The sequence below is a fragment of the Variovorax boronicumulans genome (assembly GCF_019352895.1).
GTDB classification, from domain to species: Bacteria; Pseudomonadota; Gammaproteobacteria; order Burkholderiales; family Burkholderiaceae_C; genus Variovorax; species Variovorax boronicumulans_A.
The window spans coordinates 139,423-160,717 of sequence record NZ_JAAAFX010000014.1 but is presented as its reverse complement, the minus strand read 5'-3'; the positions used below and the strand labels follow the sequence as shown (position 1 = coordinate 160,717).

Sequence of the window (21,295 nt, the reverse complement as noted above, 5' to 3'; positions counted from 1 at the left end):
GGCATGCCTCGGGCTCAATGCGCCTTGTCCCAGTTCGGGCCGACACCGATCTCGGCCAGCAGCGGCACCTTGAGATCAGCCACGCCGGCCATCAGCCGCGGGATCTCGGTGCGCAGCCATTCGACTTCGGCCTCGGGCACCTCGAACACCAGTTCATCGTGCACCTGCATGATCATCTTCGTGCCGCGCCCCTCGGCCTCGAGCACATCCTGCACCTTGACCATGCTGAGCTTGATCAGGTCGGCGGCCGTGCCCTGCATGGGCGCGTTGATGGCCGCGCGCTCGGCGCCGGCGCGGCGCGGGCCGTTGGGCGAGTTGATCTCGGGCAGGTAGAGGCGCCGGCCGAACACGGTCTCGACATAGCCCTGCTCCTTGGCCAGCGCCTTGGTCTCGTCCATGTAGGCCTTCACGCCCGGGTAGCGCGCGAAGTAGCGCTCGATGTACGAGGCAGCAGCCTTGGTCTCGATGCCCAGGTTCTTCGCCAGGCCGAAGCTGCTCATGCCGTAGATCAGGCCGAAGTTGATCACCTTGGCGTAGCGGCGCTGCTCGCTCGACACCTCGTCGGGCGTGCTGCCGAACACTTCGGCCGCGGTCGCGCGGTGCACGTCGATGCCTTCGGTGAAGGCGCGCAGCAGCGAGGCGTCGCCGCTGATGTGGGCCATGATGCGCAGCTCGATCTGCGAGTAGTCGGCGCTCGCGATCACGCTGCCGGCCGGTGCCACGAAGGCCTCGCGCACGCGGCGGCCTTCGGGCGTGCGGATCGGGATGTTCTGCAGGTTGGGGTCGTTGCTCGACAGCCGCCCCGTCACCGCCACCGCCTGCGCATAGTGCGTGTGGACGCGGCCGGTGCGCGGGTTGGCCAGCTGGCCCAGCTTGTCGGTGTAGGTGCCCTTGAGCTTCGACAGGCCGCGGTGCTCGAGGATCTTGGCCGGCAGCGGGTAGTCCTCGGCCAGCTTCTCCAGCACCTCCTCGTCGGTGCTGGGCGCGCCGCTCGGCGTCTTCTTGACCACCGGCAGTCCCAGCTTGGTGAAGAAGATCTCGGCAATCTGCTTGGGCGAACCCAGGTTGAAGGGCTGGCCCGCGATTTCGTAGGCCTGCTGCTCCAGCTCCATGATGCGCGTGCCCAGCTCATGGCTTTGCGCCGACAGCGTGGGCGCGTCGATCAGCACGCCGTTGCGTTCGATGCGGTAGAGCGTCTCGCTCGAGTCCATCTCGAGCTGGTAGACGAAGCCCAGCTTCTCGTCGGCCTGCAGCTGGGGCCACAGCGTGCGGTGCACGTCGAGCGTCTGGTCGCTGTCCTCGCAGGAATACTCGGCCGCCTTGGCGATGTCGACCTGGCTGAAGGAGATCTGGTGCGCGCCCTTGCCGCACAGGTCTTCGTAGGAGATGCCGCTGCGGCCCAGGTGGCGCTCGGCCAGGCTGGCCAGCCCGTGCGGCTTGTGCACCTCGAGCACATAGCTCTGCAGCATGGTGTCGTGCGCGTAGCCCTGCACCTCGATGCCGTGGTTGGCGAACACGTGGCGGTCGTACTTGATGTGCTGGCCCAGCTTCTTCTTCGCGCCGTTCTCGAGCCAGGGCTTGAGCCTGGCGAGCACCTCGTCGAGGGGCAACTGCGCGGGCGCGTCGGGGTAGTTGTGCGCGAGCGGGATGTAGGCGGCCTCGCCGGGCTCGACGCTGAAGCTCACCCCCACGATCTGCGCGACCATCTCGTCGAGCGAGGTGGTCTCGGTGTCGATGGCCGCGAGTTCGGCGGCGTCGAGCTTCGCCAGCCAGGCGTCGAGCTGTTCCCACGTTGTGATCGTGTCGTACTTCAGGTTGCTCGCCGGGGCCGCGGCCTCGAGCGCATCGAGCTCCGACGGCTCGTCGAACAGGCCGCCCTGGTCGGTGCGCGCCTTGGCGTTCTTCTTCTTGGCGTTCTCTTCCTCGATCAGCTCGGGCGGCACCGCCTGCGCCTCGAGCGCCCTGACCAGGCTCTTGAAGCCGTAGATCTCGTAGAGCGGCTTGAGCAATTCCACCTGCGGCGCACCCACCGGCAGGCCTTCGAGCGACGGCAGGCCGCTCACATGGGCCGCCAGGTCGCAATCGGTGCGGATGGTCACCAGGCGCTTGCTCAGCGGCAGTTTGTCGAGGGCCTGGCGCAGGTTCTCGCCGGCCGCGCCCTTGACCTCGGCCGCGCGTTCGATCAGCGCGTCGAGCGAGCCGTACTCGAGCAGCCACTTGGCGGCGGTCTTGGGCCCGACCTTGGGCACGCCGGGCACGTTGTCGACGGTGTCGCCCACCAGCGTCTGGTAGTCGATCATCAGCTCGGGCGGCACGCCGAACTCGGCGGTCACGCCGGCCACGTCGCGCTTCTTGCCGTTCATGGTGTCGATGATCGTGATGTGTGCGTCGACCAGCTGGCTCAGGTCCTTGTCGCCGCTGGAGACGATCACCTCGACGCCCTGCGCGGCGGCGATCTTGGCCAGCGTGCCGATCACGTCGTCGGCCTCGACATCGGGCACGGTCAGCACCGGCCAGCCCAGCAGCCTGACCACTTCGTGGATCGGGTCGATCTGGCTGCGCAGGTCGTCGGGCATGGGCGAGCGGTTGGCCTTGTACTCGGGGTACCAGTCGTCGCGGAAGGTCCTGCCGGGCGCGTCGAAGATGCAGGCCGCGTAGTCGGCGCGCACCTCGCGGCGCAGCGCGCTCATCATGTTGATCATCCCGCGGATGGCACCGGTGGCCGGGCTCTTGGGGTCGCCGGGCACGGCCCGCAGGTCGGGCATGGCGTGGAAGGCGCGGTAGAGGTAGCTCGAACCATCCACGAGCAGCAGCGTTTTCTTGTCGGTCATCGGGCCATTTTGCCCGGCCCGCGCGCCCGCGCGCCGCGCCGTCGTCAGACGGCTGAAAGCGCCCCGCGCTGACAGACGGGATACTGCGGCGCACCTACAATCAGGGCATGGCCCCCACCACCTCCTCCCTCCTTCGCCACGCCCTGTTGCTGGCTTTCATCTGCGCCGTCCCCGTGGCCGCCGTGCAGGCCCAGCCCGCACCGCAACCGGCCCCCGGCGCCGACCCGCAGAAGCAGGAAGAAAAGGCCGAGGGGCGCCGCAACCAGAAGATCGAGAACATCCACGTCGAAGACGGTGGCGCCAGCGTCGACGAAGTCCGCTACGGCGGCCAGACCCAGAGCATCACGGTGCAACCCAAGGCCAACGTGCCCTCCTACGAGGTGCTGCCCAACGACGGCGGCCGTTCGCGCCAGGGCCAGGCCGAGACCAGCAGCGGCGGCAACGGCCCCCGCGTCTGGAACCTGATGAAGTTCTGAGCGGCGTGGCGGTCTACACCGACGTCGGGTTCGACGAAGCGGACGCGCTCGTGCAGCGCCTGGGCCTGGGGGCCCTGCAGGCGCTCAAGGGCATCCAGGGCGGCATCGAGAACACCAACTACTTCGCCAGCACCGACCAGGGCGAGTACGTGCTGACGCTGTTCGAGCGCCTCGGCCCCGAACAGCTGCCCTACTACCTGTGCCTGATGAAGCACCTGGCCGCCCGCGGCATCCCGGTGCCCGAGCCGATGGCCGACCCGGCCGTGGCGCCGGCCAAGGCCGGCTTGCTCGCGCCCGCCGTCGGCGCGCCCTGCGAACTGCTGCACACGGTGGCGGGCAAGCCGGCCGCGGTGGTCCAGCGCCTGAGCGGCCACAGCCAGCTCGCGCCCGAGGCCTCGCACTGCGCCGAACTCGGCCACTGGCTGGCGCGCATGCACCTGGCCGGCCGCGACTTCGACCGGGTTCAGCCCAACCTGCGTGGCCTCGGCTGGTGGAACGACACCGCGCCGGTGGTGCTGCCCCACCTCGACGCACAGCAGGCGGCCCTGTTGCGCGCCGAACTGGCCTACCAGAACCACGTGGCCGCCTCCTCGGCCTACGCGGCGCTGCCGCGCGGGCCGGTGCATGCCGACCTGTTCCGCGACAACGCGATGTTCGACGCCGGCATCGACGGCGCGCCGCCGCGCCTGAGCGGCGTGTTCGACTTCTACTTCGCCGGCACCGACACCTGGCTGTTCGACCTGGCGGTGTGCCTCAACGACTGGGCCATCGACCTGCCGAGCGGCCGGCCCGATCCGCTGCGCGCCGATGCGCTGCTCGCCGCCTACCTCGCGGTGCGCCCGCTGACCGCCGCCGAACGCACGCTGCTGCCCGCGATGCTGCGCGCGGCCGCGCTGCGTTTCTGGATCTCGCGGCTCTGGGATTTCCACCTGCCGCGCGAGGCCAGCATGCTGCAGGCGCACGACCCCACGCATTTCGAGCGGGTGCTGCGCGAGCGCGCCCGCGAACCGCTGGCGCTGCATGCGCCCGCGCAGCCGGCCGCGATGGCGGCCTGAAGAAGAACGGATTCGATGAAACTCAACATAGTGCCGGCCCGCACGGGTGCGACCTGGGTCCGCAGCGGGCTGCAGACCTTCACCAAGCGGCCGCTGGCCTTCGCCTCGCTGTTCTTCTTCTTCATGGCGATGGTGTCGATCGCCTCGCAGTTGCCGCTGGTCGGCACCGCCATCGCGCTGATGCTGCTGCCCACCATGACGCTGGGCCTGATGGCCGCCAGCGCCGAAGCCGCCAAGGCCGAGCCGGGCCAGAAGCCGCCGGCTGCCGCCGTGCTGCTGGCCGCGCTGAACGCCGCCCGCAGCGGCATCCGCCCGATGCTGGTGCTGGGCGCGCTCTATGCGGTGCTGTTCCTGCTGGTGATGGGCGTGTCGGCGCTGGCCGACGGCGGCCAGTTCGCACGGGTCTACCTGATGGGCGAGACCGTGAGCCGCGAAATGGCCGAGTCGGGCTCGTTCCAGGCCGCGCTGTGGATCGCCATGGCGCTGTACCTGCCGCTGTCGCTGGCCTTCTGGCATGCGCCGGCGCTGGTGCACTGGCACGGCGTGCCGCCGACCAAGAGCCTGTTCTTCAGCTTCATCGCCTGCTTCCGGAATTTCGGCGCGATGTTCGTCTTCGGCATGACCTGGATCGGCGTCTTCATCCTTTCCGGCATCGTGCTGAGCCTGGTGGCCACGCTGTTCGCGGCGCTGGTCGGCGGCGGCGCGGCCGCCGCCGGCGGTGCGCTGATGGTGGGCGGGGCGCTGGTGATGGCGTCGATGTTCTTCACGAGCACGTGGTTCACCTTCCGCGATAGCTTTATTGACTGACCCCCCGGAGGACTTGCCCACTTCGTGTGGCTGCGTCCTTCCCCCCGTTCAGGGGAGCGACACCGGCGGCCCGGCAGAGCCGGTTCCGCGGTGTCCCTGGAAAAGAGTGCGCCGGCAGCGCTGGCTGATCAGACCGGCGTGAGCTTCGCCACCGACAGCGCCAGCCACTTCACCCCGTGCCGCGGGAAGTTGATCTGGGCACGGGCGTCGTCGCCGCTGCCTTCCAGTGCCAGCACCGTGCCTTCGCCGAATTTGTTGTGGAACACCTGCATGCCCGAGCGCAGGCCATGCGAGGGGGCGGCTTTCTGCGGCGGGACGGGCGGGCTGGCGAAGGCGTCGGGGCTGAAGCCGCCGCCGCCGGTGCCGGCGCGCGTGCTGCCGTAGCCGCCGCCGTAGCCGAAGGCCGAGGGCTTGAAGCCCTGGTTCTTGGGCGTGAGCCACTTGAGCGCGGCTTCGGGCAGTTCGTCGTAGAAGCGGCTCTTGAGGTTGTAGCGGGTCTGGCCGTGCAGCATGCGGGTCTGCGAATGGCTCAGGTACAGGCGCTGGCGTGCGCGCGTGATGGCCACGTACATCAGGCGGCGCTCTTCCTCGAGGCCGTCGTGGTCGCTCATCGAGTTCTCGTGCGGGAACAGGCCCTCTTCCATGCCGGTGATGAACACGCAGTCGAACTCCAGGCCCTTGGCCGCGTGCACGGTCATGAGCTGCACCGCGTCCTGGCCGGCCTGCGCCTGGTTGTCGCCCGATTCCAGCGCCGCATGCGTGAGGAAGGCCGCGAGCGGGCTCAGCGTCTCGCCGGTCTCGGCGTCGGGGGCCAGCGGTTCGTCGAGGACCGGCAGGTTCGGGTCCAGCCCCTGGCTCGCGGGCGACTGGCGCAGTTCGTCGACCGGCAGCGCCACGGCGTCGCGGCCGAAGCCCTCCTGCGTGACGAAGCTCTCGGCCGCGTTCACGAGTTCCTCCAGGTTCTCCACCCGGTCGGCGCCTTCCCGGTCGGCCTTGTAGTGCTCGATCAGGCCGCTGTGGTCGAGCACCAGCTCGATGATCTCGCGCAGCGAGATGCCCACGGTCTGCTCGCGCAGCACGTCGATCCTGGCGACGAAGGCCGACAGGTTGGCGCCGGCCTTGCCGCCGACCGCACTCACCGCGTCGTGCAGCGAGTGGCCGGCCGCGCGCGCCGCGTCCTGCAGCAGCTCAATGCTGCGCGCGCCGATGCCGCGTGGCGGGAAGTTGACGATGCGCAGGAAGCTGGTGTCGTCGTCCTTGTTCTCCAGCAGCCGCAGGTAGCCCAGCGCATGCTTGATCTCGGCGCGCTCGAAGAAGCGCAGGCCGCCGTACACGCGGTAGGGCACCGAGGCATTGAACAACGCGGTCTCGATCACCCGGCTCTGCGCATTGCTGCGGTAGAGCACGGCCATCTCCTTGCGGTCGATGCCGTCGCGCACCAGCTGGCGCATCTCCTCGACCATCCACTGCGCCTCGGCGAAGTCGCTGGTCGATTCGTAGACCCGCACCGGCTCGCCCGGGCCCTGCTCGGTGCGCAGGTTCTTGCCCAGGCGCTTGGTGTTGTGGCCGATCAGCGCGTTGGCCGAGTCGAGGATGTTGCTGTAGCTGCGGTAGTTCTGCTCCAGCTTGATCTGGCGCGACACATCGAACTCGCGCACGAAGTCGGCCATGTTGCCCACGCGCGCACCGCGAAAGGCGTAGATGCTCTGGTCGTCGTCGCCCACCGCGATCACGCTGTTGCTGCCGGGCACGAAGCGGCCGTCGACCGTGGCGCCCGAGAGCATCTTGATCCACGCGTACTGCAGCCGGTTGGTGTCCTGGAACTCGTCGATCAGGATGTGGCGGAAGCGCCGCTGGTAGTGCTCGCGGATCGGGTCGTTGTCGCGCAGCAGCTCATAGCTGCGCAGCATCAGCTCGCTGAAGTCGACCACGCCCTCGCGCTGGCATTGCGCCTCATAGAGCTCGTAGATCTCGACCTTCTTGCGGTCTTCCTCGCTGCGCACCTCGACGTCGCCCGGGCGCTTGCCCTCTTCCTTGGCGCCCGAGATGAACCACTGGGTCTGCTTGGCCGGAAAGCGCTCGTCGTCGACGTTGAACTGCTTCATCAGCCGCTTGATGGCCGACAGCTGGTCCTGGGTGTCGAGGATCTGGAAGGTGGACGGCAGGTTGGCCAGCTTCCAGTGCGCGCGCAGGAAGCGGTTGCACAGGCCGTGGAAGGTGCCGATCCACATGCCGCGCGCGTTGATCGGCAGCATCGCGGTCAGCCGCGTGACCATTTCCTTGGCCGCCTTGTTGGTGAAGGTCACGGCCAGGATGCCGCCCGGCGTCACCTGCCCGGTCTGCAGCAACCAGGCGATGCGGGTGGTGAGCACCCGGGTCTTGCCCGAACCGGCACCGGCCAGGATCAGCGCATTGCCCTCGGGCAGCGTGACCGCGGCGAGTTGTTCGGCATTGAGGTTGTGGAGCAGGGGCGAGGCGGCCGCTGGGGAAGGGGGGGCGCCGTCGAAAGCGTCGTGCGAGCCGAAAAGAGACATCCCGGCATTGTAGGAACGCCGGGCCCGGAATGCGTCGGCGAACGATGCTTGCCCTGGATCAAGGACAGAAAGACGCAGCTTCCGGACACTGGCTTCCAGTTGCCGCGCGTCCCCTGCGCGGCCCGCAACGGAGTCCCCGACCATGAAGAAGAACCTGCTCACGCGCGCCTGGATCGGCGCCCTCCTCGGCGCCCTGGGCGCCGCCTGCGCCCTGCCCGCCGCCGCGCAGGAAGCCCAGGGCAACTGGCTGCTGCGCGCGCGTGCCGTGCGCCTCGACACGGCCAACCATTCCGACGCGATCGGCGCGCTGGCGGTGCCGGCCGATGCGATCCACGTCAACGACAAGACGATCCCCGAGATCGACGTCACCTACTTCTTCACGCCCCACATCGCCGCCGAGCTGGTGCTGACGGTGCCGCAGAAGCAGCGCGTCACGATCACGCAGAGCGCGCTGGGCGGCCCGGTCGACATCGGCAGCTTCAAGCACCTGCCGCCCTCGCTGATGCTGCAGTACCACTTCATCCCCGACGGCACCGTGCGCCCCTACGCGGGCATCGGCCTGAACTACACGCGCATCGGCTCGGTGAACCTGGCCGTGCCCTCGGTCGGCCGGCTGGACCTGGAGCACCACAGCTTCGGGCTGGCCCTGGGCGCGGGCGTGGACATCGCGATCGCGAAGAACGTGTTCCTGAACTTCGACGTCAAGAAGGTGCAGATCCGCACCGACGTGAGCTTGAACGGCACCAAGCTGTCGACGGTGAAGGTCGACCCGCTGCTGATCGGCGTGGGCATCGGCTACCGCTTCTGAGGGCCGGGCGTCGCAGAAGCGGCACGAAAAATAAGGTCTATATGAAAAGCCGACTGACCCGTGCGCGCCCGCTCCCCTAGAATCAATCACCGGGCCCAAGATTCTTGTCGCCCGGTTTTTTTTCGCCTGCTTTCGCAGCGACGGAACCGGCCAAGACCAAGCGCCCACGCCGACAGGGAATTCCCGTCGGCGAACCCTTCACAGGAGCTTGGTCTCATCATGCAAATTTTCGACTACGACAACATCCTGCTGCTGCCGCGCAAGTGCCGCGTGGAAAGCCGCTCGGAATGCGACGCCGGCGTGACGCTGGGCGGACGCAAGTTCCGCCTGCCGGTGGTGCCGGCCAACATGAAGACGGTGGTGGACGAGACCATCAGCCTCTGGCTGGCGCAGAACGGCTACTTCTACGTGATGCACCGCTTCGACCTGGACAACGTGCAGTTCGTCAAGGACATGCAGGCCAAGGACGTGTTCGCCTCGATCTCGCTGGGCGTGAAGAAGGCCGACTACGACACCGTCGACCAGCTGGCCGCGGCCGGCCTGACGCCCGAGTACATCACCATCGACATCGCGCACGGCCATGCCGACACGGTGAAGAACATGATCGGCTACCTCAAGGCCAAGCTGCCCAAGTCCTTCGTGATCGCCGGCAACGTGGGCACGCCCGAAGCCATCATCGACCTGGAAAACTGGGGCGCCGACGCGACCAAGGTCGGCATCGGCCCGGGCAAGGTCTGCATCACCAAGCTCAAGACGGGCTTCGGCACGGGCGGCTGGCAGCTCAGCGCGCTCAAGTGGTGCGCCCGCGTGGCGACCAAGCCCATCATTGCCGACGGCGGCATCCGCGACCACGGCGACATCGCCAAGAGCATCCGCTTCGGCGCATCGATGGTGATGATCGGCTCGCTGTTCGCGGGCCACGAGGAATCGCCGGGCAAGACGGTCGACGTCGACGGCGTGCTGTTCAAGGAGTACTACGGCTCGGCCAGCGACTTCAACAAGGGCGAGTACAAGCACGTCGAAGGCAAGCGCATCCTCGAACCGATCAAGGGCAAGCTGGCCGACACGCTGATCGAGATGGAGCAGGACGTGCAGAGCTCCATCAGCTATGCCGGCGGCAAGGCGCTGATGGACATCCGCAAGGTCAACTACGTCACGCTGGGCGGCGACAACGCCGGCGAACACCTGCTGATGTGAGGCCCCGGCCCGCCTAGAAGCGGGCCATCAGCGCCATCGCGGCGCTCAGCGTGAGCAGCGCCAGCACGGTCGACACCACCACGCTGGCCGTCACCAGTTCTTCGGCCACCTTGTAGCGCTGCGAGAACAGGAAGGCGTTGGCGCCGATGGGCATGGCCGCGGCCACCACCATCACCGTCAGCGGCAGGCCGCGCACGCCCAGCAGCCAGCCCGTGCCCAGCACGAGCAGCGGGTGCACCACGTTCTTGACCAGCGCCATGGTGAAGGCGTCGCGCAGGTGGGTGCCGACCGGCGTGAGCGCCAGCGTGACGCCCACCAGCACCAGCGCCACCGGGCTGAAGGCCTGGCCCAGCAGCATCAGCGGCTTGTCGATGACGGCTGGAATGCCCCAGCCGGTCTGCGCATACAGCAGGCCCGCGATGATCGGCAGCGGCACCGGATGGAAGATCGAATTGCGCAGCGCGCGCCCCACGGTGCGCAGCAGGTGGTGCCGTTGCCGGCCGTTCGAGGCCGCATGCTCGCGCGCCACCATGAGCTCGATCAGCACGGTGGCACTGGTGATCAGCACCAGCGAATGCAGCGAGACCAGCGTGAGCAGCACCACCAGGCCGTCGGGCCCGTAGGCCAGGTCGACCAGCGCGACGCCGATGATCACGGTGTTGCTGAAGGTGCTCGCGATGGCCAGCACCGCCGCCGTGCGGTTGAGTCCGCGCCACAGCAGCGTGCCGATGAAGATGATGCCCGCGCCGATGAAATACGCGGCCACGGGCTTCAGGCTCAGCTGCTCGAAGTGCACCGCGCTCATCGAGCGGAACAGCAGCGCGGGCGCGAGCAGCAGGAAGATCAGGTTGGAGAGGTCCTTGACCGCGTGGGCCCCGACCCAGCGACGGTGCCCGGCAAGATAGCCCGCGGCGATGAGAAGGACGACGGGCAGCAGGGCGGAAGCGACAGGTGAATTCACCGCGGCGAGCATAGCGGCTCGCCGCGGTGCATTCAGGTCAGCGCTTTAGAAGTTGACGCGCAGGCCGACTTTCACGGAGCGGCCGGGCAGCGGCGCAGCCGGGTAGACCGTCGTGGTCAGGATCGAGGTCGCGCTGTAGGCCAGCTTGTTGCTCAGGTTGTCCAGCCGCGCATACCAGGTGAGGCTCGCGCCCTGCACCTTCATGCGGTAGGCCAGGGCCGCGTTCCACAGCGTGTAGGCCTCGGTCGCGCGTGCGCCTTCGGCCGGCACGCGGTTCTGCGCCGCGTAGCGGTCGAAGCCCAGGCGCGCGGTCCACGGTCCGTCGCCGTAGGCCAGCGCGGCGCCCACGCGCACCGGCGAGATGCGCGGCAGCGGCTCGCCGGTGTCGGTGTTGGTCGCGCGCACCAGGTCGCCGCGCCATTGCAGGTCCAGCGTCGATCCCGCGGTGGTGCCGGCGAAGCCGTCGGTGCCCAGCAGGCGCAGGTTGCCGCTGGCCTCGAGGCCGGTGAAGCGCGCGCGCACGCCGCCGTAGACGTACTCGGCCAGCGTGTCTTCCGCGCTCGGGTCCGTCACCAACGCACCCTCGCCGTCCCGCTGGTTGCCGGTGGCGGTCAGGCCGATGTAGTTGCGAAAGCGGGTCACGTAGGCGTTCACGCGCGCGTTGTTGGCGCCGGACTTCCACTGCGCGCCGATGTCGAAGCCGACCGACTTCTCCTTCTTGAGCGACGGATCACCGACCTCCCAGGCCGCGGTCGCGACGTGCGGGCCGTTGGCGAACAGCTCGTAGTCCTTGGGCGCGCGCTCGGTGTAGGCCAGGTTGGAGGTCAGCTGCCATTGCGGCGCCAGGTCGACCAGCGCGCCGAAGGCCGCGCTGTGCGGGTTGAAGCTGCGCTCGCCCACGGTGAAGCGGGTGATGGACGGGTCTTCGGGGTAGCCGAAGGACTGGACCTTGACCTGCTCGGTGCGCGCGCCGAAGCTCAGCCGGCCCCACGCGGTGCCGAGCTCCTCGTGCACGAACAGCGCGTTGGAGCGCGTGCGGCTGTGCGGCGCGAAGGCCTCCTCGCCGTCGGCCGAGAAGCGGCCGGTCTCGCTGCTGAAGCCAATCAGGCCCTCGAGATTGCCGATCTTGCGATGGCGCGCCTCGATGCGGATGTCGTTGCTCTTGTTGGCGAAGGTGGTGCCAGGCTCGCCGCCCTCGAACTCGGTGTGGCGGTAGTCGGTGTGGCTGATCTTGGCGTGCACGCTGCTGAAGAAGCCGCCCGGGCGCCATTCGCCTTCGAGCGCATAGCGGTCGGACTTCATGCCGATGGTCACGTCATCCTCGGCCACCGTGCCGTAGTCGCTGCGGTAGGTGCTGACCGAGGCGCCGATCCAGCCCTGGTCGAAGAACACCGAGCCGCCGACCGCGCCACCATGGGCGCTGTTCTGCGAATTGCAGATGCGGCGCGCGAAGCCGGGCGAACCGGGCTTCTCGCAGGCGAGCTCGATCGGCACGCGCACGTCGTCCGAGCGGCGGTCGAAGGCGTCGATGTGCAGCGCGTAGCGGTCGTTGCCGCCTTCGAGCACCACGCCGCCGCTCTTCTCCTTGCTGCCGCTGGCATAGCCCGCGTCGGCGCGGCCGCCGAAGCCGTTGAGCGGTTCGCTGGGGATGCGGTTGTCGATCACGTTGACCACACCGCCGACCGCGCTGCCGCCGTACTGCAGCGCCGAGGGGCCGCGCAGCACCTCGATGCGCTCGGTCACCAGCGCATCGACCGGCACCGCGTGGTCGTAGCTCAGCGCCGAGGCGTCGGGCGCGCTGCCGCCGTTCTGCAGGATGCGGATGCGGTCGCCGTCCTGGCCGCGGATGATGGGCCGGCTCGCGTTGGGCCCGAAGTAGCTGCTGCTCACGCCCGGGATGTTGTTGAGCGTCTCGCCCAGCGTGGAGGTCGCGCGCTGCAGCAGCGCATCGCCCTGCAGCGTGTCGGTGGGCGCGATCAGCGCGCTGGCGCCGAGCGGGTTGCCGGTGACGGTGATCTCGCGCAGGTTCGAGGCGTCAGTGGATGGGACCTGGGCAGCGCCCTGGGCCTGTGCATGGGAAGCGCTCGCGAAAGCGGCGAGCGAAAGAACGGCAACGCCGATGGCGTGGCGACGGAAACTGGGAATCATGAAAGGGACACTCGTTGAATCGATGGGCGACCCGCCGCCCCCGTGCAAGACGGGTGCGGCAGCCGGAACACAAAGGAAATTCAGCGAGCGAGCGGCGGACCGCGTGCGTCGAACAGCACGATCCAGCGCGAGATGGCTTCGCCCTGCAGGTAGGCGAAGGTGGTCGAGGGCAGCACCATCGGCAGGGCCAGCAGCGGCACGCCGGGCATGCCGAAGCCGTGCGACAGCCGGTCGTACAGCCGGCACTCGGCGTCGGTCTTGTCGCCGAACAGCGCATGCAGCCAGCCGTGCCGTGGCGCCGGGCCGGCCTTGGCCGAAGGCGCGGCCGTGGCGCCCGCGTTCGCTTCGGCCGCCTCGGCCACCACGGCCCAGGTGCGGTCGCCCGGCACGTGCAGCGTGGCATGCACGAGGCCGAGCGTCGCCGTCACCCACACTGCGAAGAGCAGCATGAATGCGACGGTGCGCGACAGCCTCGGGTTCATCGTCACGGGCATCAGAAGTGCGTGGTCATGCTCACGTACAGGCTGCGGCGCGTGCCGTATTGCGGCGCGCCCACGCCGACGCCCGTGCCATCGCGCAGCAGGTAGCCCTTGTCGAACAGGTTCAGGAGGGCGACACGGCCGACGATGTCACCGCCCGAGGCCTCCTTCCAGGTGTGCGAATAGGCGGCATTGACCACCGTGTAGTGCGGCAGCGCGGCGCTGTTGGGCGCGCCGTCGTCGGGCGTGCGGCGCAGGCCGCTGCCGAAGACCAGGTCACCACTGAGCTGGTTGTCGCCGAAGCGGTAGCTGGCACCGCCCGACAGCGTGTAGGTCTGGTCGTGGTCCAGGTACACGTAGTGGTTGGCGATGTAGGCCAGTTCGTCGGCACCGAACAGCGACTGGCTCGACACGATGTTCTTGCCCATCGCCTTCTGGTAGGCGAAGTTCGCGTAGGCCGACCAGTGCTCGTCGTTGTAGCGCGCCGACAGCTCCAGCCCGCGCGCGAAGCCCTGGGCGTAGTTGAAGGGCGACAGGATCAGCGCCTGGCCGAACTGGCCTTCGTCGAGCAGGTTGCTGATGTCCTTGTAGTAGACATTGGCCGACAGCGACAGGTTGGCGTTCACCTTGTGGTCCAGGCCCAGGTCGAAGTAGTGGGTGCGCTCGGCCTTCACCGGGTCGGAATGGGCGATCTCCGGCTGGTTGCTGGTGCCCGCATACAGGTCGATGCTCTGCTGCGACGCCAGCTCCTGCGGCGGCGGCGTGAAATAGCGCGCATAGCCCGCGTGCAGCGCGGTGTCGCCCGACAGCTTGTACGCCAGGTTCAGGCGCGGGCTCCACTGGTGCTCCTTGGTGAACGCGTCGACGCTGTCGTAGCGCAGGCCGTAGTTGAAGGTCAGCTTCGGGTCGATGCGCCATTCGTCCTGCACATAGACGCTCGCGAGCTGGCCGATCTTGCCGGAGTTGTCGTCGATCAGCACCGGCGTGTTGCCGAGCTGCGCGCCGCTGTCGTCGACCGGGAACACGTTGACCGCATTGAGGCTGCGCGTGCTCTGGCGCGTGTAGGCACCGCCGAAGCGCAGCGTGTGGGCGTCGATCAGCTTGTACGAGGCGTCGGCCTGCAGGCCGTTGGAGGTGTTGGAGCGCAGGGTGTCGGACGCCACGCCGTTGTAGATCAGGTCGCCCGCCGGATCGGGCAGGTAGTGCAGGTTCGAGTACTGGTGGAAGGCCGAGACCTGGTAGTCCAGCGCGCCCACCGTCTTCTGGAAGGACAGGGCCACGAAACGCGTGGCTTCGGTCTGGCGCTCGCGCACGTCGGACGACGGCAGCGCATTGAAGCCCGTGCCCAGGTCGCTGTAGCCGGCCAGCGAGAAGGCCGGCGCCTGGTTCGGGTTGGTCGGGATCTGGAACTTGCCGTTGTAGCTGCCGAACATCAGGCCCAGGCGGGTGTCGGCGTCGAGGTAGTACGAGAGGTTGCCGAAGGTCTTGCCCTGGCGCGTGCGGTCGTTCTGCGCGTTGAGCGTGGGCTGCGGGTTCTCGATGCCGTTGGTGTTGGACAGCAGGCTGCCCGACAGGTAGTAGCTCAGGTTGCCGGTGGTGCCGTAGACGGAGCCGCTTTCCTCCAGCGTGTGGTGGCTGCCGAAGGTCAGGCCGAGCGAGCCGCCCGGCTTGCCGAGGCCCTGCTTGGTCTGGATGTCGACGATGCCCGCGGTGCGCAGGCCGTACTGCGCGGGCAAGGCGCCGGTCAGGAAGTCGACCGAGTCGATGTAGCGCGTGTCCAGCGACTGACCGAAGCCCGAGATGCCCTCGGGCAGCTGCACGCCGTTGACGCGGTACTGCACATTGCCGTGGTCGTCGCGCACATGCAGCGAGCCCGAGGCCTTGGAGTCCTTGGCGACGCCCGGCAGGGTGAGCAGCACGTCGTCGAGCGGGGTGGCGTCGCCCTTGCCGAGCGCGTCGATGGCCGCGCGGTCGATGCGGTAGACCGTGGCGCCGACCGCGGGCGACAGCTCCATGCGCGCCTTCTTCAGGCGCTCGGAATGGACCTCCACCGTCGACAGCGTGCCGTCGGCGGCGGACGGCGCGACCGTGGGGGCGGCGTCGGCGGCGGACGCAGGTGGGGGGAGGCTCGCGTCCTGGGCGAAGGCGGACCAGGACAGCAGGGAAAGCACGGCAATGCCCACGGCATTGCGACGGAAATGGGGAATCATGATGGGCACTCGTTGAATCGATGAACGATCCGCCTCCATCCGCGCAAGGCGGACGTGGCAGCCGGAACAAGGGGGATTCAGCGAGTGGAAGGCGGACCGCGCGCGTCGAACAGCGCGATCCAGCGGGCGATGGCCTCGCCCTGCAGGTAGGCAAAGGTGGCCGACGGCAGCAGAATCGGCAGCACCACCAGCGGCACGCCGGGAGCGCTGGAGCCGTGCTCCAGCTGGTCGTACAGCCGACATTCGGCATCGGTGTGCTGGCCGAACAGGCTGCCCAGGCCGTGGTCCGCGTGCTTGTGTGCAGTGTCTGGCGTCGTCGCCTGCACGGCCACCGCCGCCTTGGCAAGGCCGGGCACGTGCATCGACCGGTGCATCACGCCCAAGGTGCCCGCGATCCACAACGCGAACGCCAGCGCGACGATCAGCGCGCGCGACGAACGGGTGGGGGCGGGACGGGCGATGTGCACGGGAGGCAGGGCCGGCGGCTCAGGTCTTCTTGACGCGCGCGGCGAAGGTCTTCTGGAACTTCTCGACCTTGGGACCGACCACGAAGGCGCAGTAACCCTGGTTCGGGTGGTTCAGGAAGTAGTCCTGGTGGTAGGCCTCGGCGGTCGAGTAGTTGGCCAGCGCCGCCACTTCGGTCACCACGGGCGAAGCGTAGGTCTTGCCGACCTCGATCTCGCGGATGACTTCTTCGGCCACCTGCTTCTGCGCCTCGCTGGTGTAGTAGATGCCGCTGCGGTACTGGGTGCCGACGTCGTTGCCCTGGCGGTTGAGCGTGGTCGGGTCGTGCACCACGAAGAAGATCTCCAGCACTTCGCGCAGGCTGATCTCGCGCGGGTCGAAGACCAGCTTGACGACCTCGTTGTGCCCGGTGCGGCCGGTGCAGACCTGCTCGTAGCTCGGTTGGATCGTCTGGCCGTTGCTGTAGCCCGACTCCACATCGACCACGCCGCTCACGCGGTCGAACACGGCCTCGGTGCACCAGAAGCAACCGCCGCCGAGCACGATGGTCTCGGTGGTGGGGGACGTGGACAGGGGCGTGGTGGTGGACATGGGGCGGCTTCGGAAAAGCGGAGCCCGCTATTGTCGCGGCTTGACGTGTCGGATGGGCCTCACTACATTACTAACCCGTCAGTCATTAATTTTCATGCCCCGCTTCCTCAGCAACACACTCCTGTGCCCGGTGCGCGCCAAGCGCGAGCGCCGCAAGGAGGCGCGCCCTGGCGAGCTGATCCAGGCCGCGCTCGAGTTGTTCGTCGAGAAGGGCTTCGCCGCCACCCGCTCGGAAGAAGTGGCGGCGCGTGCCGGCGTCTCCAAGGGCACCCTCTTCCTCTACTTCCAGAGCAAGGAAGACCTGCTGAAGGCGGTGATCACCGAAAGCCTCGGCGGCCGCTTCACCGAATGGAACCAGGAGTTCGAGGCCTTCGAGGGCAGCACGCCGGACATGCTGCGCTACTGCACCCAGGTCTGGTGGGAGCGCGTCGGCGCCACGCCGGTGTCGGGCCTGACCAAGCTGATGCTCAGCGAAGGCAACAATTTTCCCGAGCTGGCCGCCTTCTACCAGCGCGAGGTGGTGCAGCCCGGCCACGCGCTGATGCGGCGCATCCTGCAGCGCGGCATCGACCGTGGCGAATTCCTGCCCGTGGACGTGAACCACGCCATCTATTCCGTGGTCGCGCCGATGGTTTTCCTGTTCCTGGTGAAGCACAACGACACCTGGGTCGAGAGCGACATCGAGCTCGATCCGCTGACATACGTCGCTACCCAGACCGAGATCGTCATACGCGGCCTGTCCCGCCAGCCAACCTCGATTCCCCCGGCCGCCTAAAATCGTGGGTTTGCCTGAGTCCCACTCCGAAAAGAGAAACACATGAACACCCCCGCCACGCACGAGCGTCTGCGCTTCAACATGATCGAGCAGCAGATCCGGCCCTGGGACGTGCACGACCCGCAGGTCCTCGAACTGCTCAACGTGATCCGTCGCGAGGACTACGTGCCCGCCGTGCACCGCGCCCTGGCCTTCTTCGACATGGAACTGCCGCTGGACAACGCGGCCGAGCCCGGCCAGACCATGCTCGCGCCCAAGATCGAAGCCCGCACGCTCAACGACCTCAAGGTGCAGCCGCACGAATCGGTGCTCGAGATCGGCACCGGCTCCGGCTTCATGGCCGCGCTGCTGGCCGGCCGCGCCGCCAAGGTGCTCACGCTCGAGATCGACGCCGCGCTGGCCGAGCGCGCCGCCAAGACGCTGCAGCGCAACGGCGTGACCAACGTCGAAGTGCGCCATGCCGACGGCTCCAAGCCGCTGCCCAGCGGCCCGACCTTCGACGTGATCGTGCTCAGCGGCTCGGTCGCGCGCATTCCGCAGGGCCTGCTGGGCTCGCTCAACATCGGCGGCCGGCTCAGCGCCATCGTCGGCAACGAGCCGATGATGCGTTCCCACTTCGTCACCCGCGTGAGCGAAGGCCAGTGGGAAACCACGCAGCCATGGGACACCGTCGCACCGCGCCTGCTGAACTTCCCCGAACCGTCGCCCTTCAACTTCTAGCCGCCTCGGCGCAGCGCGCACCGCGTTGTCGCTCTTCCTGCGGGAGAGCGACGCACGGCCCCGCCCGCCGCGTCCCTGCGTCATCCCGGAAACCACCTTCATGATCGACCAAGTCCGCCCCTCCGACCTCGATGCCTGGTTCGCCCAGGACCCCGCGGCGGCGCCCGTCCTGCTCGATGTGCGCGAACCCTGGGAACTGCAGACCGCCAGCGTCGTGCCGCAGGGCTTCACGCTAGTGGCCATCCCCATGAACGAGATTCCGTCGCGCCTGGGCGAGCTCGATGCCAGCCATCGCGTCGCCTGCCTGTGCCATCACGGCGCACGCAGCCAGCGTGTCGCGGCCTTTCTCTCGCAGAACGGCTTTGCCGACGTGGCCAACGTGGCCGGCGGTATCGACGCCTGGTCGGCCGCGCGCGACGCCGGCGTTCCGCGCTACTGACTCTTCCCAAGGACGCATTCCATGCCCGCGACCCGCGTGACCCGGCTTCTTCCCCTTGCAGCCGCGCTGGCCGCGGCGCTCGCGCTGCCGGCCCACGGCCAGAGCCTGCTCAGCCTGTACGAAGCGGCGCGCGACTACGACGCCACCTACCAGGGCGCACGCGCGCAGTTCGATGCCAACCTGGCGCGCGCGGCGCAGGCCAAGGCCGGCATCCTCCCGCAGGTGGGCGTACAGGCCGGCGTGCAGCGCAACCAGTTCGACATCGACGTGATCTCGGGCGCGCCGCCCGGCTCGGGCGAGCGCAACTTCAACACCCAGAGCGCAGCCATCAGCGCCACGCAGCCGCTCTACCGCCCCGCCGCCTGGGCCGCCTACGAACAGGGCAAGCGCCAGGCCGAAATCGCCCAGACCGTGCTGACCACGGCCGAGCAGGACCTGATCGTGCGCGTGAGCCAGGGCTACTTCGACGTGCTGGCCGCACAGGACACGCTGGCGCTGGTGCGTGCCCAGAAGGCCGCAGTGGCCGAGCAGCTGGCCTTTGCGCAACGCAACTTCGAGGTCGGCACCTCGACCATCACCGACTCGCGCGAGGCGCAGGCCCGCTACGACCTGGTGGTCGCGCAGGAGATCGCGGCCGAGAACGACCTGCAGGTCAGGCGCATCGCGCTCGACCAGCTGGTCGGCCGCACCGGCAGTGCGCCGACCCCGCTGGCCACCCCGGTGGTGCTGCCGGGCCCGGTGCCGGCCGACATGAACGCCTGGGTAACCCAGGCCGAGGACGTGCATCCCGCGATCCGCCAGGCCCAGCTGGGGCTGGACGTGGCCGGGCTGGAAGTGCAGAAGGCGCAAGCCGGCCACAAGCCGACCATCGACGCCCAGCTGGGCTACAGCGTGACGCGCAGCCCGCAGGGCAACCTCACGACCACCGTGGGCACGCGCGCCAGCGGGCCGAGCATCGGCGTGGTGCTCAACATGCCCTTGTTCGCCGGCTTCGCAACCGAAAACCGGATTCGCGAGACGCTGTCGCTCGAGGAGCAATCGCGCGCCACGCTGGACGCCACCCGGCGCAACGTGACGCAGGCCACGCGCACGGCCTACCTGGGGCTGATCTCGGGCGCGGGGCAGGTCAAGGCGCTGGAGGCGGCCGAGGCCTCGAGCCAGAGCGCGCTCGACGCCAACCGGCTGGGCTACCAGGTCGGGGTGCGCATCAACATCGACGTGCTCAACGCGCAGAGCCAGCTGTTCCAGACCAAGCGCGACCTGGCCGTGGCGCGCTACAACGTGCTGCTGGGCAACCTGAAGCTGCGCCAGGCCAACGGCACGCTGACGCCGACCGACCTGCAGCCGATCAACGCCGTGCTGGCGCAGGGCGGCACGCCGGCCGTCACGCCAGCGCCGACGCGCTGATCAGTCGAGCGTGGGCTCGGCCCGCTCGGGCTCGACGGCCGAAGCCGGGGGCGCCGCAGCCGGCGGCTCCGCCGGCGCGGCCTGCATCGCGATCGCCAGCACCGCCGCGGCCGTGCGCTCCGCGGCACCGCGGTTCGACGACGAGAAGGCATGGGCCGACTGCACCATCGCCTCGCGCCGCACCGGGTCGCCCACCAGCTGCAGCGCGGCACGCACCGCCTGCTCCATGCCCTGCACGCGCAGCGCTGCGCCGGCGGCCAGCGCGAGGTCGGCGGCCTCGGCGAAGTTGAAGGTCGAGGGGCCCAGGATCACCGGGCAGCCGCAGGCCGCGGCCTCGATCAGGTTCTGGCCGCCCAGGTCCTCGAAGCTGCCGCCCAGCAGCGCGGCATCGGCCAGGCCGTAGTACAGCGCCATCTCGCCCAGCGAATCGCCAAGCCAGATCTCCGACTGCGTGGGCGCCCCCGCGGTGCTGCGCCGCGCGACCGCGAAGCCGTTGGACTCGATCAGCGCCGCGACCTCGTCGAAGCGCTGCGGATGGCGCGGCACGATCATCCACTGCACCGCCGCCACCTGGCGCGCGATCGAGTCGATGCCGGGCGTGGCCTCGGGCAGCGGCGCGTTGGCGCCGAAGCGCTTGAGCACGTCGAGCAGCAACTGCTCCTCGCCGTCGCGCGAGCTGGCCAGCACGACCAGCGGGCGCGGCAGCTGCGACTTGAACTTGACGGCCGTCGCAAGCTGGCGCGCGTCGGGCGAGGCGTCGAACTTGAGGTTGCCATAGACGCCGGCCACCTTGGCGCCCAGCGACACCAGCCGGTGCGAGTCGGCCTCGGTCTGCGCCCAGACGGCGGTCAAGGCCGAGTAGGCGGGCCGGGCCAGCCAGCCCAGGCGTTCGGCCGAGGCCAGCGATTTCTCGTTGAGCCGCGCGTTGGCCAGCACCAACGGAATGCGGCGCTCGCGGCAGGCCGCGACCATCTCGGGCCAGACCTCGGTTTCCATCAGCACGCCGATGCGCGGCGCGAAGCGGTCGAGGAAGCGCGCCACGGCGGCCGGCGTGTCCCAGGGTTGCCAGACCTGCAGGTCGCCCGGCTCGAGCAACTTGGCGCCCTCCTCGCGGCCGGTGGCCGTGCCGTGCGTGAGCAGGATCGGGATGCCCGGATGCTGGCGCCGGAGTTCGGCGATCAGGATGCCGGCCGCGCGCGACTCGCCCAGCGAGACCGCATGCACCCAGCACCAGCCGGCACCGACCGCGGCCTCGTCGTAGTGGCCGAAGCGCTCCTCGACGGCATGGGCGTAGCCCGGTTCGGCGACCGCGCGCCGGCGCAGCTTGCGCCGCACCAGCGGCTGGGCCAGGGAAGTGAAGAGCCCGTACAGGCGAAGCGAGAAAGAACGCAC

18 protein-coding genes are annotated in these 21,295 nt (G+C 68.9%); 9 read left to right on the top strand and 9 right to left on the bottom strand.

The features are described 5' to 3' along the window. Positions 1 to 14 precede the first annotated feature (14 nt). Positions 15 to 2,831: a DNA polymerase I gene (gene polA, locus K0H49_RS27120; protein ID WP_219219515.1), complete on the bottom strand. Its 2,817-nt coding sequence runs from the start codon at positions 2,829 to 2,831 to the stop codon at positions 15 to 17. Between the two features lie 107 nt (positions 2,832 to 2,938). Between polA and K0H49_RS27115 the strand changes: the two genes are divergently transcribed. Genes K0H49_RS27115 through K0H49_RS27105 form a run of 3 tightly spaced genes read left to right on the top strand, consistent with a single transcriptional unit; the run spans position 2,939 to position 5,169 of the window. Next, positions 2,939 to 3,307 carry a hypothetical protein gene (locus tag K0H49_RS27115; RefSeq protein WP_219219512.1) on the top strand — a complete coding sequence of 123 codons (369 nt, stop codon included), beginning with the start codon at positions 2,939 to 2,941 and terminating at the stop codon, positions 3,305 to 3,307. 5 nt (positions 3,308 to 3,312) lie between these two features. Continuing rightward, positions 3,313 to 4,362, top strand: coding sequence for a homoserine kinase (locus K0H49_RS27110; protein WP_219219511.1), 1,050 nt, complete (start codon positions 3,313 to 3,315; stop codon positions 4,360 to 4,362). Between the two features lie 15 nt (positions 4,363 to 4,377). Further along, positions 4,378 to 5,169, top strand: a complete 792-nt coding sequence (locus K0H49_RS27105) for a BPSS1780 family membrane protein (protein WP_219219509.1) — start codon at positions 4,378 to 4,380, stop codon at positions 5,167 to 5,169. Positions 5,170 to 5,297: 128 nt separating this feature from the next. Here the strand turns inward: K0H49_RS27105 and K0H49_RS27100 are convergent, their stop codons facing one another. Further along, positions 5,298 to 7,703, bottom strand: a complete 2,406-nt coding sequence (locus K0H49_RS27100; protein ID WP_219219508.1) for a UvrD-helicase domain-containing protein — start codon at positions 7,701 to 7,703, stop codon at positions 5,298 to 5,300. Between the two features lie 142 nt (positions 7,704 to 7,845). On the opposite strand from K0H49_RS27100, the gene K0H49_RS27095 reads away from it, so the two are divergent. Beyond that, positions 7,846 to 8,511 (top strand): OmpW/AlkL family protein, encoded by a 666-nt coding sequence (locus tag K0H49_RS27095; RefSeq protein ID WP_219219507.1) that lies wholly within the window; start codon positions 7,846 to 7,848, stop codon positions 8,509 to 8,511. A gap of 219 nt (positions 8,512 to 8,730) precedes the next feature. Beyond that, entirely contained in the window at positions 8,731 to 9,708 is a 978-nt protein-coding gene (locus K0H49_RS27090) for a GMP reductase (protein WP_219219504.1), read from the top strand. 13 nt (positions 9,709 to 9,721) lie between these two features. On the opposite strand, the gene K0H49_RS27085 is transcribed toward K0H49_RS27090, so the two are convergent. From K0H49_RS27085 to msrA, 6 genes are all read right to left on the bottom strand, one after another. Then, positions 9,722 to 10,669, bottom strand: coding sequence for an AEC family transporter (locus tag K0H49_RS27085; RefSeq protein WP_219219502.1), 948 nt, complete (start codon positions 10,667 to 10,669; stop codon positions 9,722 to 9,724). Between the two features lie 45 nt (positions 10,670 to 10,714). Next, positions 10,715 to 12,817, bottom strand: coding sequence for a TonB-dependent receptor (locus tag K0H49_RS27080; RefSeq protein WP_219219500.1), 2,103 nt, complete (start codon positions 12,815 to 12,817; stop codon positions 10,715 to 10,717). Positions 12,818 to 12,897: 80 nt separating this feature from the next. Continuing rightward, a complete protein-coding gene (locus K0H49_RS27075) occupies positions 12,898 to 13,311 on the bottom strand; it encodes a hypothetical protein (protein ID WP_219219498.1) in 414 nt (137 codons plus the stop codon). Further along, complete coding sequence (locus K0H49_RS27070) at positions 13,311 to 15,506, bottom strand: TonB-dependent receptor (RefSeq protein ID WP_219219496.1); 2,196 nt, start codon at positions 15,504 to 15,506, stop codon at positions 13,311 to 13,313. The genes K0H49_RS27075 and K0H49_RS27070 overlap by 1 nt, the downstream gene beginning before the upstream one ends. A gap of 77 nt (positions 15,507 to 15,583) precedes the next feature. Continuing rightward, entirely contained in the window at positions 15,584 to 15,973 is a 390-nt protein-coding gene (locus K0H49_RS27065) for a hypothetical protein (RefSeq protein ID WP_219219494.1), read from the bottom strand. Between the two features lie 19 nt (positions 15,974 to 15,992). Continuing rightward, positions 15,993 to 16,562, bottom strand: coding sequence for a peptide-methionine (S)-S-oxide reductase MsrA (gene msrA, locus K0H49_RS27060; protein WP_219219492.1), 570 nt, complete (start codon positions 16,560 to 16,562; stop codon positions 15,993 to 15,995). Between the two features lie 94 nt (positions 16,563 to 16,656). On the opposite strand from msrA, the gene K0H49_RS27055 reads away from it, so the two are divergent. From K0H49_RS27055 to K0H49_RS27040, 4 genes are all read left to right on the top strand, one after another. Next, positions 16,657 to 17,337 carry a TetR/AcrR family transcriptional regulator gene (locus K0H49_RS27055; RefSeq protein ID WP_219219490.1) on the top strand — a complete coding sequence of 227 codons (681 nt, stop codon included), beginning with the start codon at positions 16,657 to 16,659 and terminating at the stop codon, positions 17,335 to 17,337. 42 nt (positions 17,338 to 17,379) lie between these two features. After that, a complete protein-coding gene (locus tag K0H49_RS27050) occupies positions 17,380 to 18,057 on the top strand; it encodes a protein-L-isoaspartate O-methyltransferase family protein (RefSeq protein WP_219219488.1) in 678 nt (225 codons plus the stop codon). Between the two features lie 100 nt (positions 18,058 to 18,157). Continuing rightward, positions 18,158 to 18,496 carry a rhodanese-like domain-containing protein gene (locus K0H49_RS27045; RefSeq protein ID WP_219219486.1) on the top strand — a complete coding sequence of 113 codons (339 nt, stop codon included), beginning with the start codon at positions 18,158 to 18,160 and terminating at the stop codon, positions 18,494 to 18,496. Positions 18,497 to 18,517: 21 nt separating this feature from the next. Beyond that, positions 18,518 to 19,903, top strand: coding sequence for a TolC family outer membrane protein (locus K0H49_RS27040; RefSeq protein WP_219219484.1), 1,386 nt, complete (start codon positions 18,518 to 18,520; stop codon positions 19,901 to 19,903). On the opposite strand, the gene K0H49_RS27035 is transcribed toward K0H49_RS27040, so the two are convergent. Then, the gene (locus K0H49_RS27035; RefSeq protein WP_219219482.1) at positions 19,904 to 21,295 is read right to left on the bottom strand and encodes a 3-deoxy-D-manno-octulosonic acid transferase; all 1,392 of its coding nucleotides are present in this window, start codon (positions 21,293 to 21,295) and stop codon (positions 19,904 to 19,906) included.

Excerpts from the sequence above, each read along its gene's own strand:
- polA (WP_219219515.1), bottom strand. The coding sequence starts at position 2,831 with ATGACCGACAAGAAAACGCTGCTGCTCGTGGATGGTTCGAGCTACCTC.
- K0H49_RS27115 (WP_219219512.1), top strand. The coding sequence starts at position 2,939 with ATGGCCCCCACCACCTCCTCCCTCCTTCGCCACGCCCTGTTGCTGGCT.
- K0H49_RS27105 (WP_219219509.1), top strand. The coding sequence starts at position 4,378 with ATGAAACTCAACATAGTGCCGGCCCGCACGGGTGCGACCTGGGTCCGC.
- K0H49_RS27100 (WP_219219508.1), bottom strand. The coding sequence starts at position 7,703 with ATGTCTCTTTTCGGCTCGCACGACGCTTTCGACGGCGCCCCCCCTTCC.
- K0H49_RS27095 (WP_219219507.1), top strand. The coding sequence starts at position 7,846 with ATGAAGAAGAACCTGCTCACGCGCGCCTGGATCGGCGCCCTCCTCGGC.
- K0H49_RS27090 (WP_219219504.1), top strand. The coding sequence starts at position 8,731 with ATGCAAATTTTCGACTACGACAACATCCTGCTGCTGCCGCGCAAGTGC.
- K0H49_RS27080 (WP_219219500.1), bottom strand. The coding sequence starts at position 12,817 with ATGATTCCCAGTTTCCGTCGCCACGCCATCGGCGTTGCCGTTCTTTCG.
- K0H49_RS27075 (WP_219219498.1), bottom strand. The coding sequence starts at position 13,311 with ATGCCCGTGACGATGAACCCGAGGCTGTCGCGCACCGTCGCATTCATG.
- K0H49_RS27070 (WP_219219496.1), bottom strand. The coding sequence starts at position 15,506 with ATGATTCCCCATTTCCGTCGCAATGCCGTGGGCATTGCCGTGCTTTCC.
- msrA (WP_219219492.1), bottom strand. The coding sequence starts at position 16,562 with ATGTCCACCACCACGCCCCTGTCCACGTCCCCCACCACCGAGACCATC.
- K0H49_RS27055 (WP_219219490.1), top strand. The coding sequence starts at position 16,657 with ATGCCCCGCTTCCTCAGCAACACACTCCTGTGCCCGGTGCGCGCCAAG.
- K0H49_RS27050 (WP_219219488.1), top strand. The coding sequence starts at position 17,380 with ATGAACACCCCCGCCACGCACGAGCGTCTGCGCTTCAACATGATCGAG.
- K0H49_RS27045 (WP_219219486.1), top strand. The coding sequence starts at position 18,158 with ATGATCGACCAAGTCCGCCCCTCCGACCTCGATGCCTGGTTCGCCCAG.
- K0H49_RS27040 (WP_219219484.1), top strand. The coding sequence starts at position 18,518 with ATGCCCGCGACCCGCGTGACCCGGCTTCTTCCCCTTGCAGCCGCGCTG.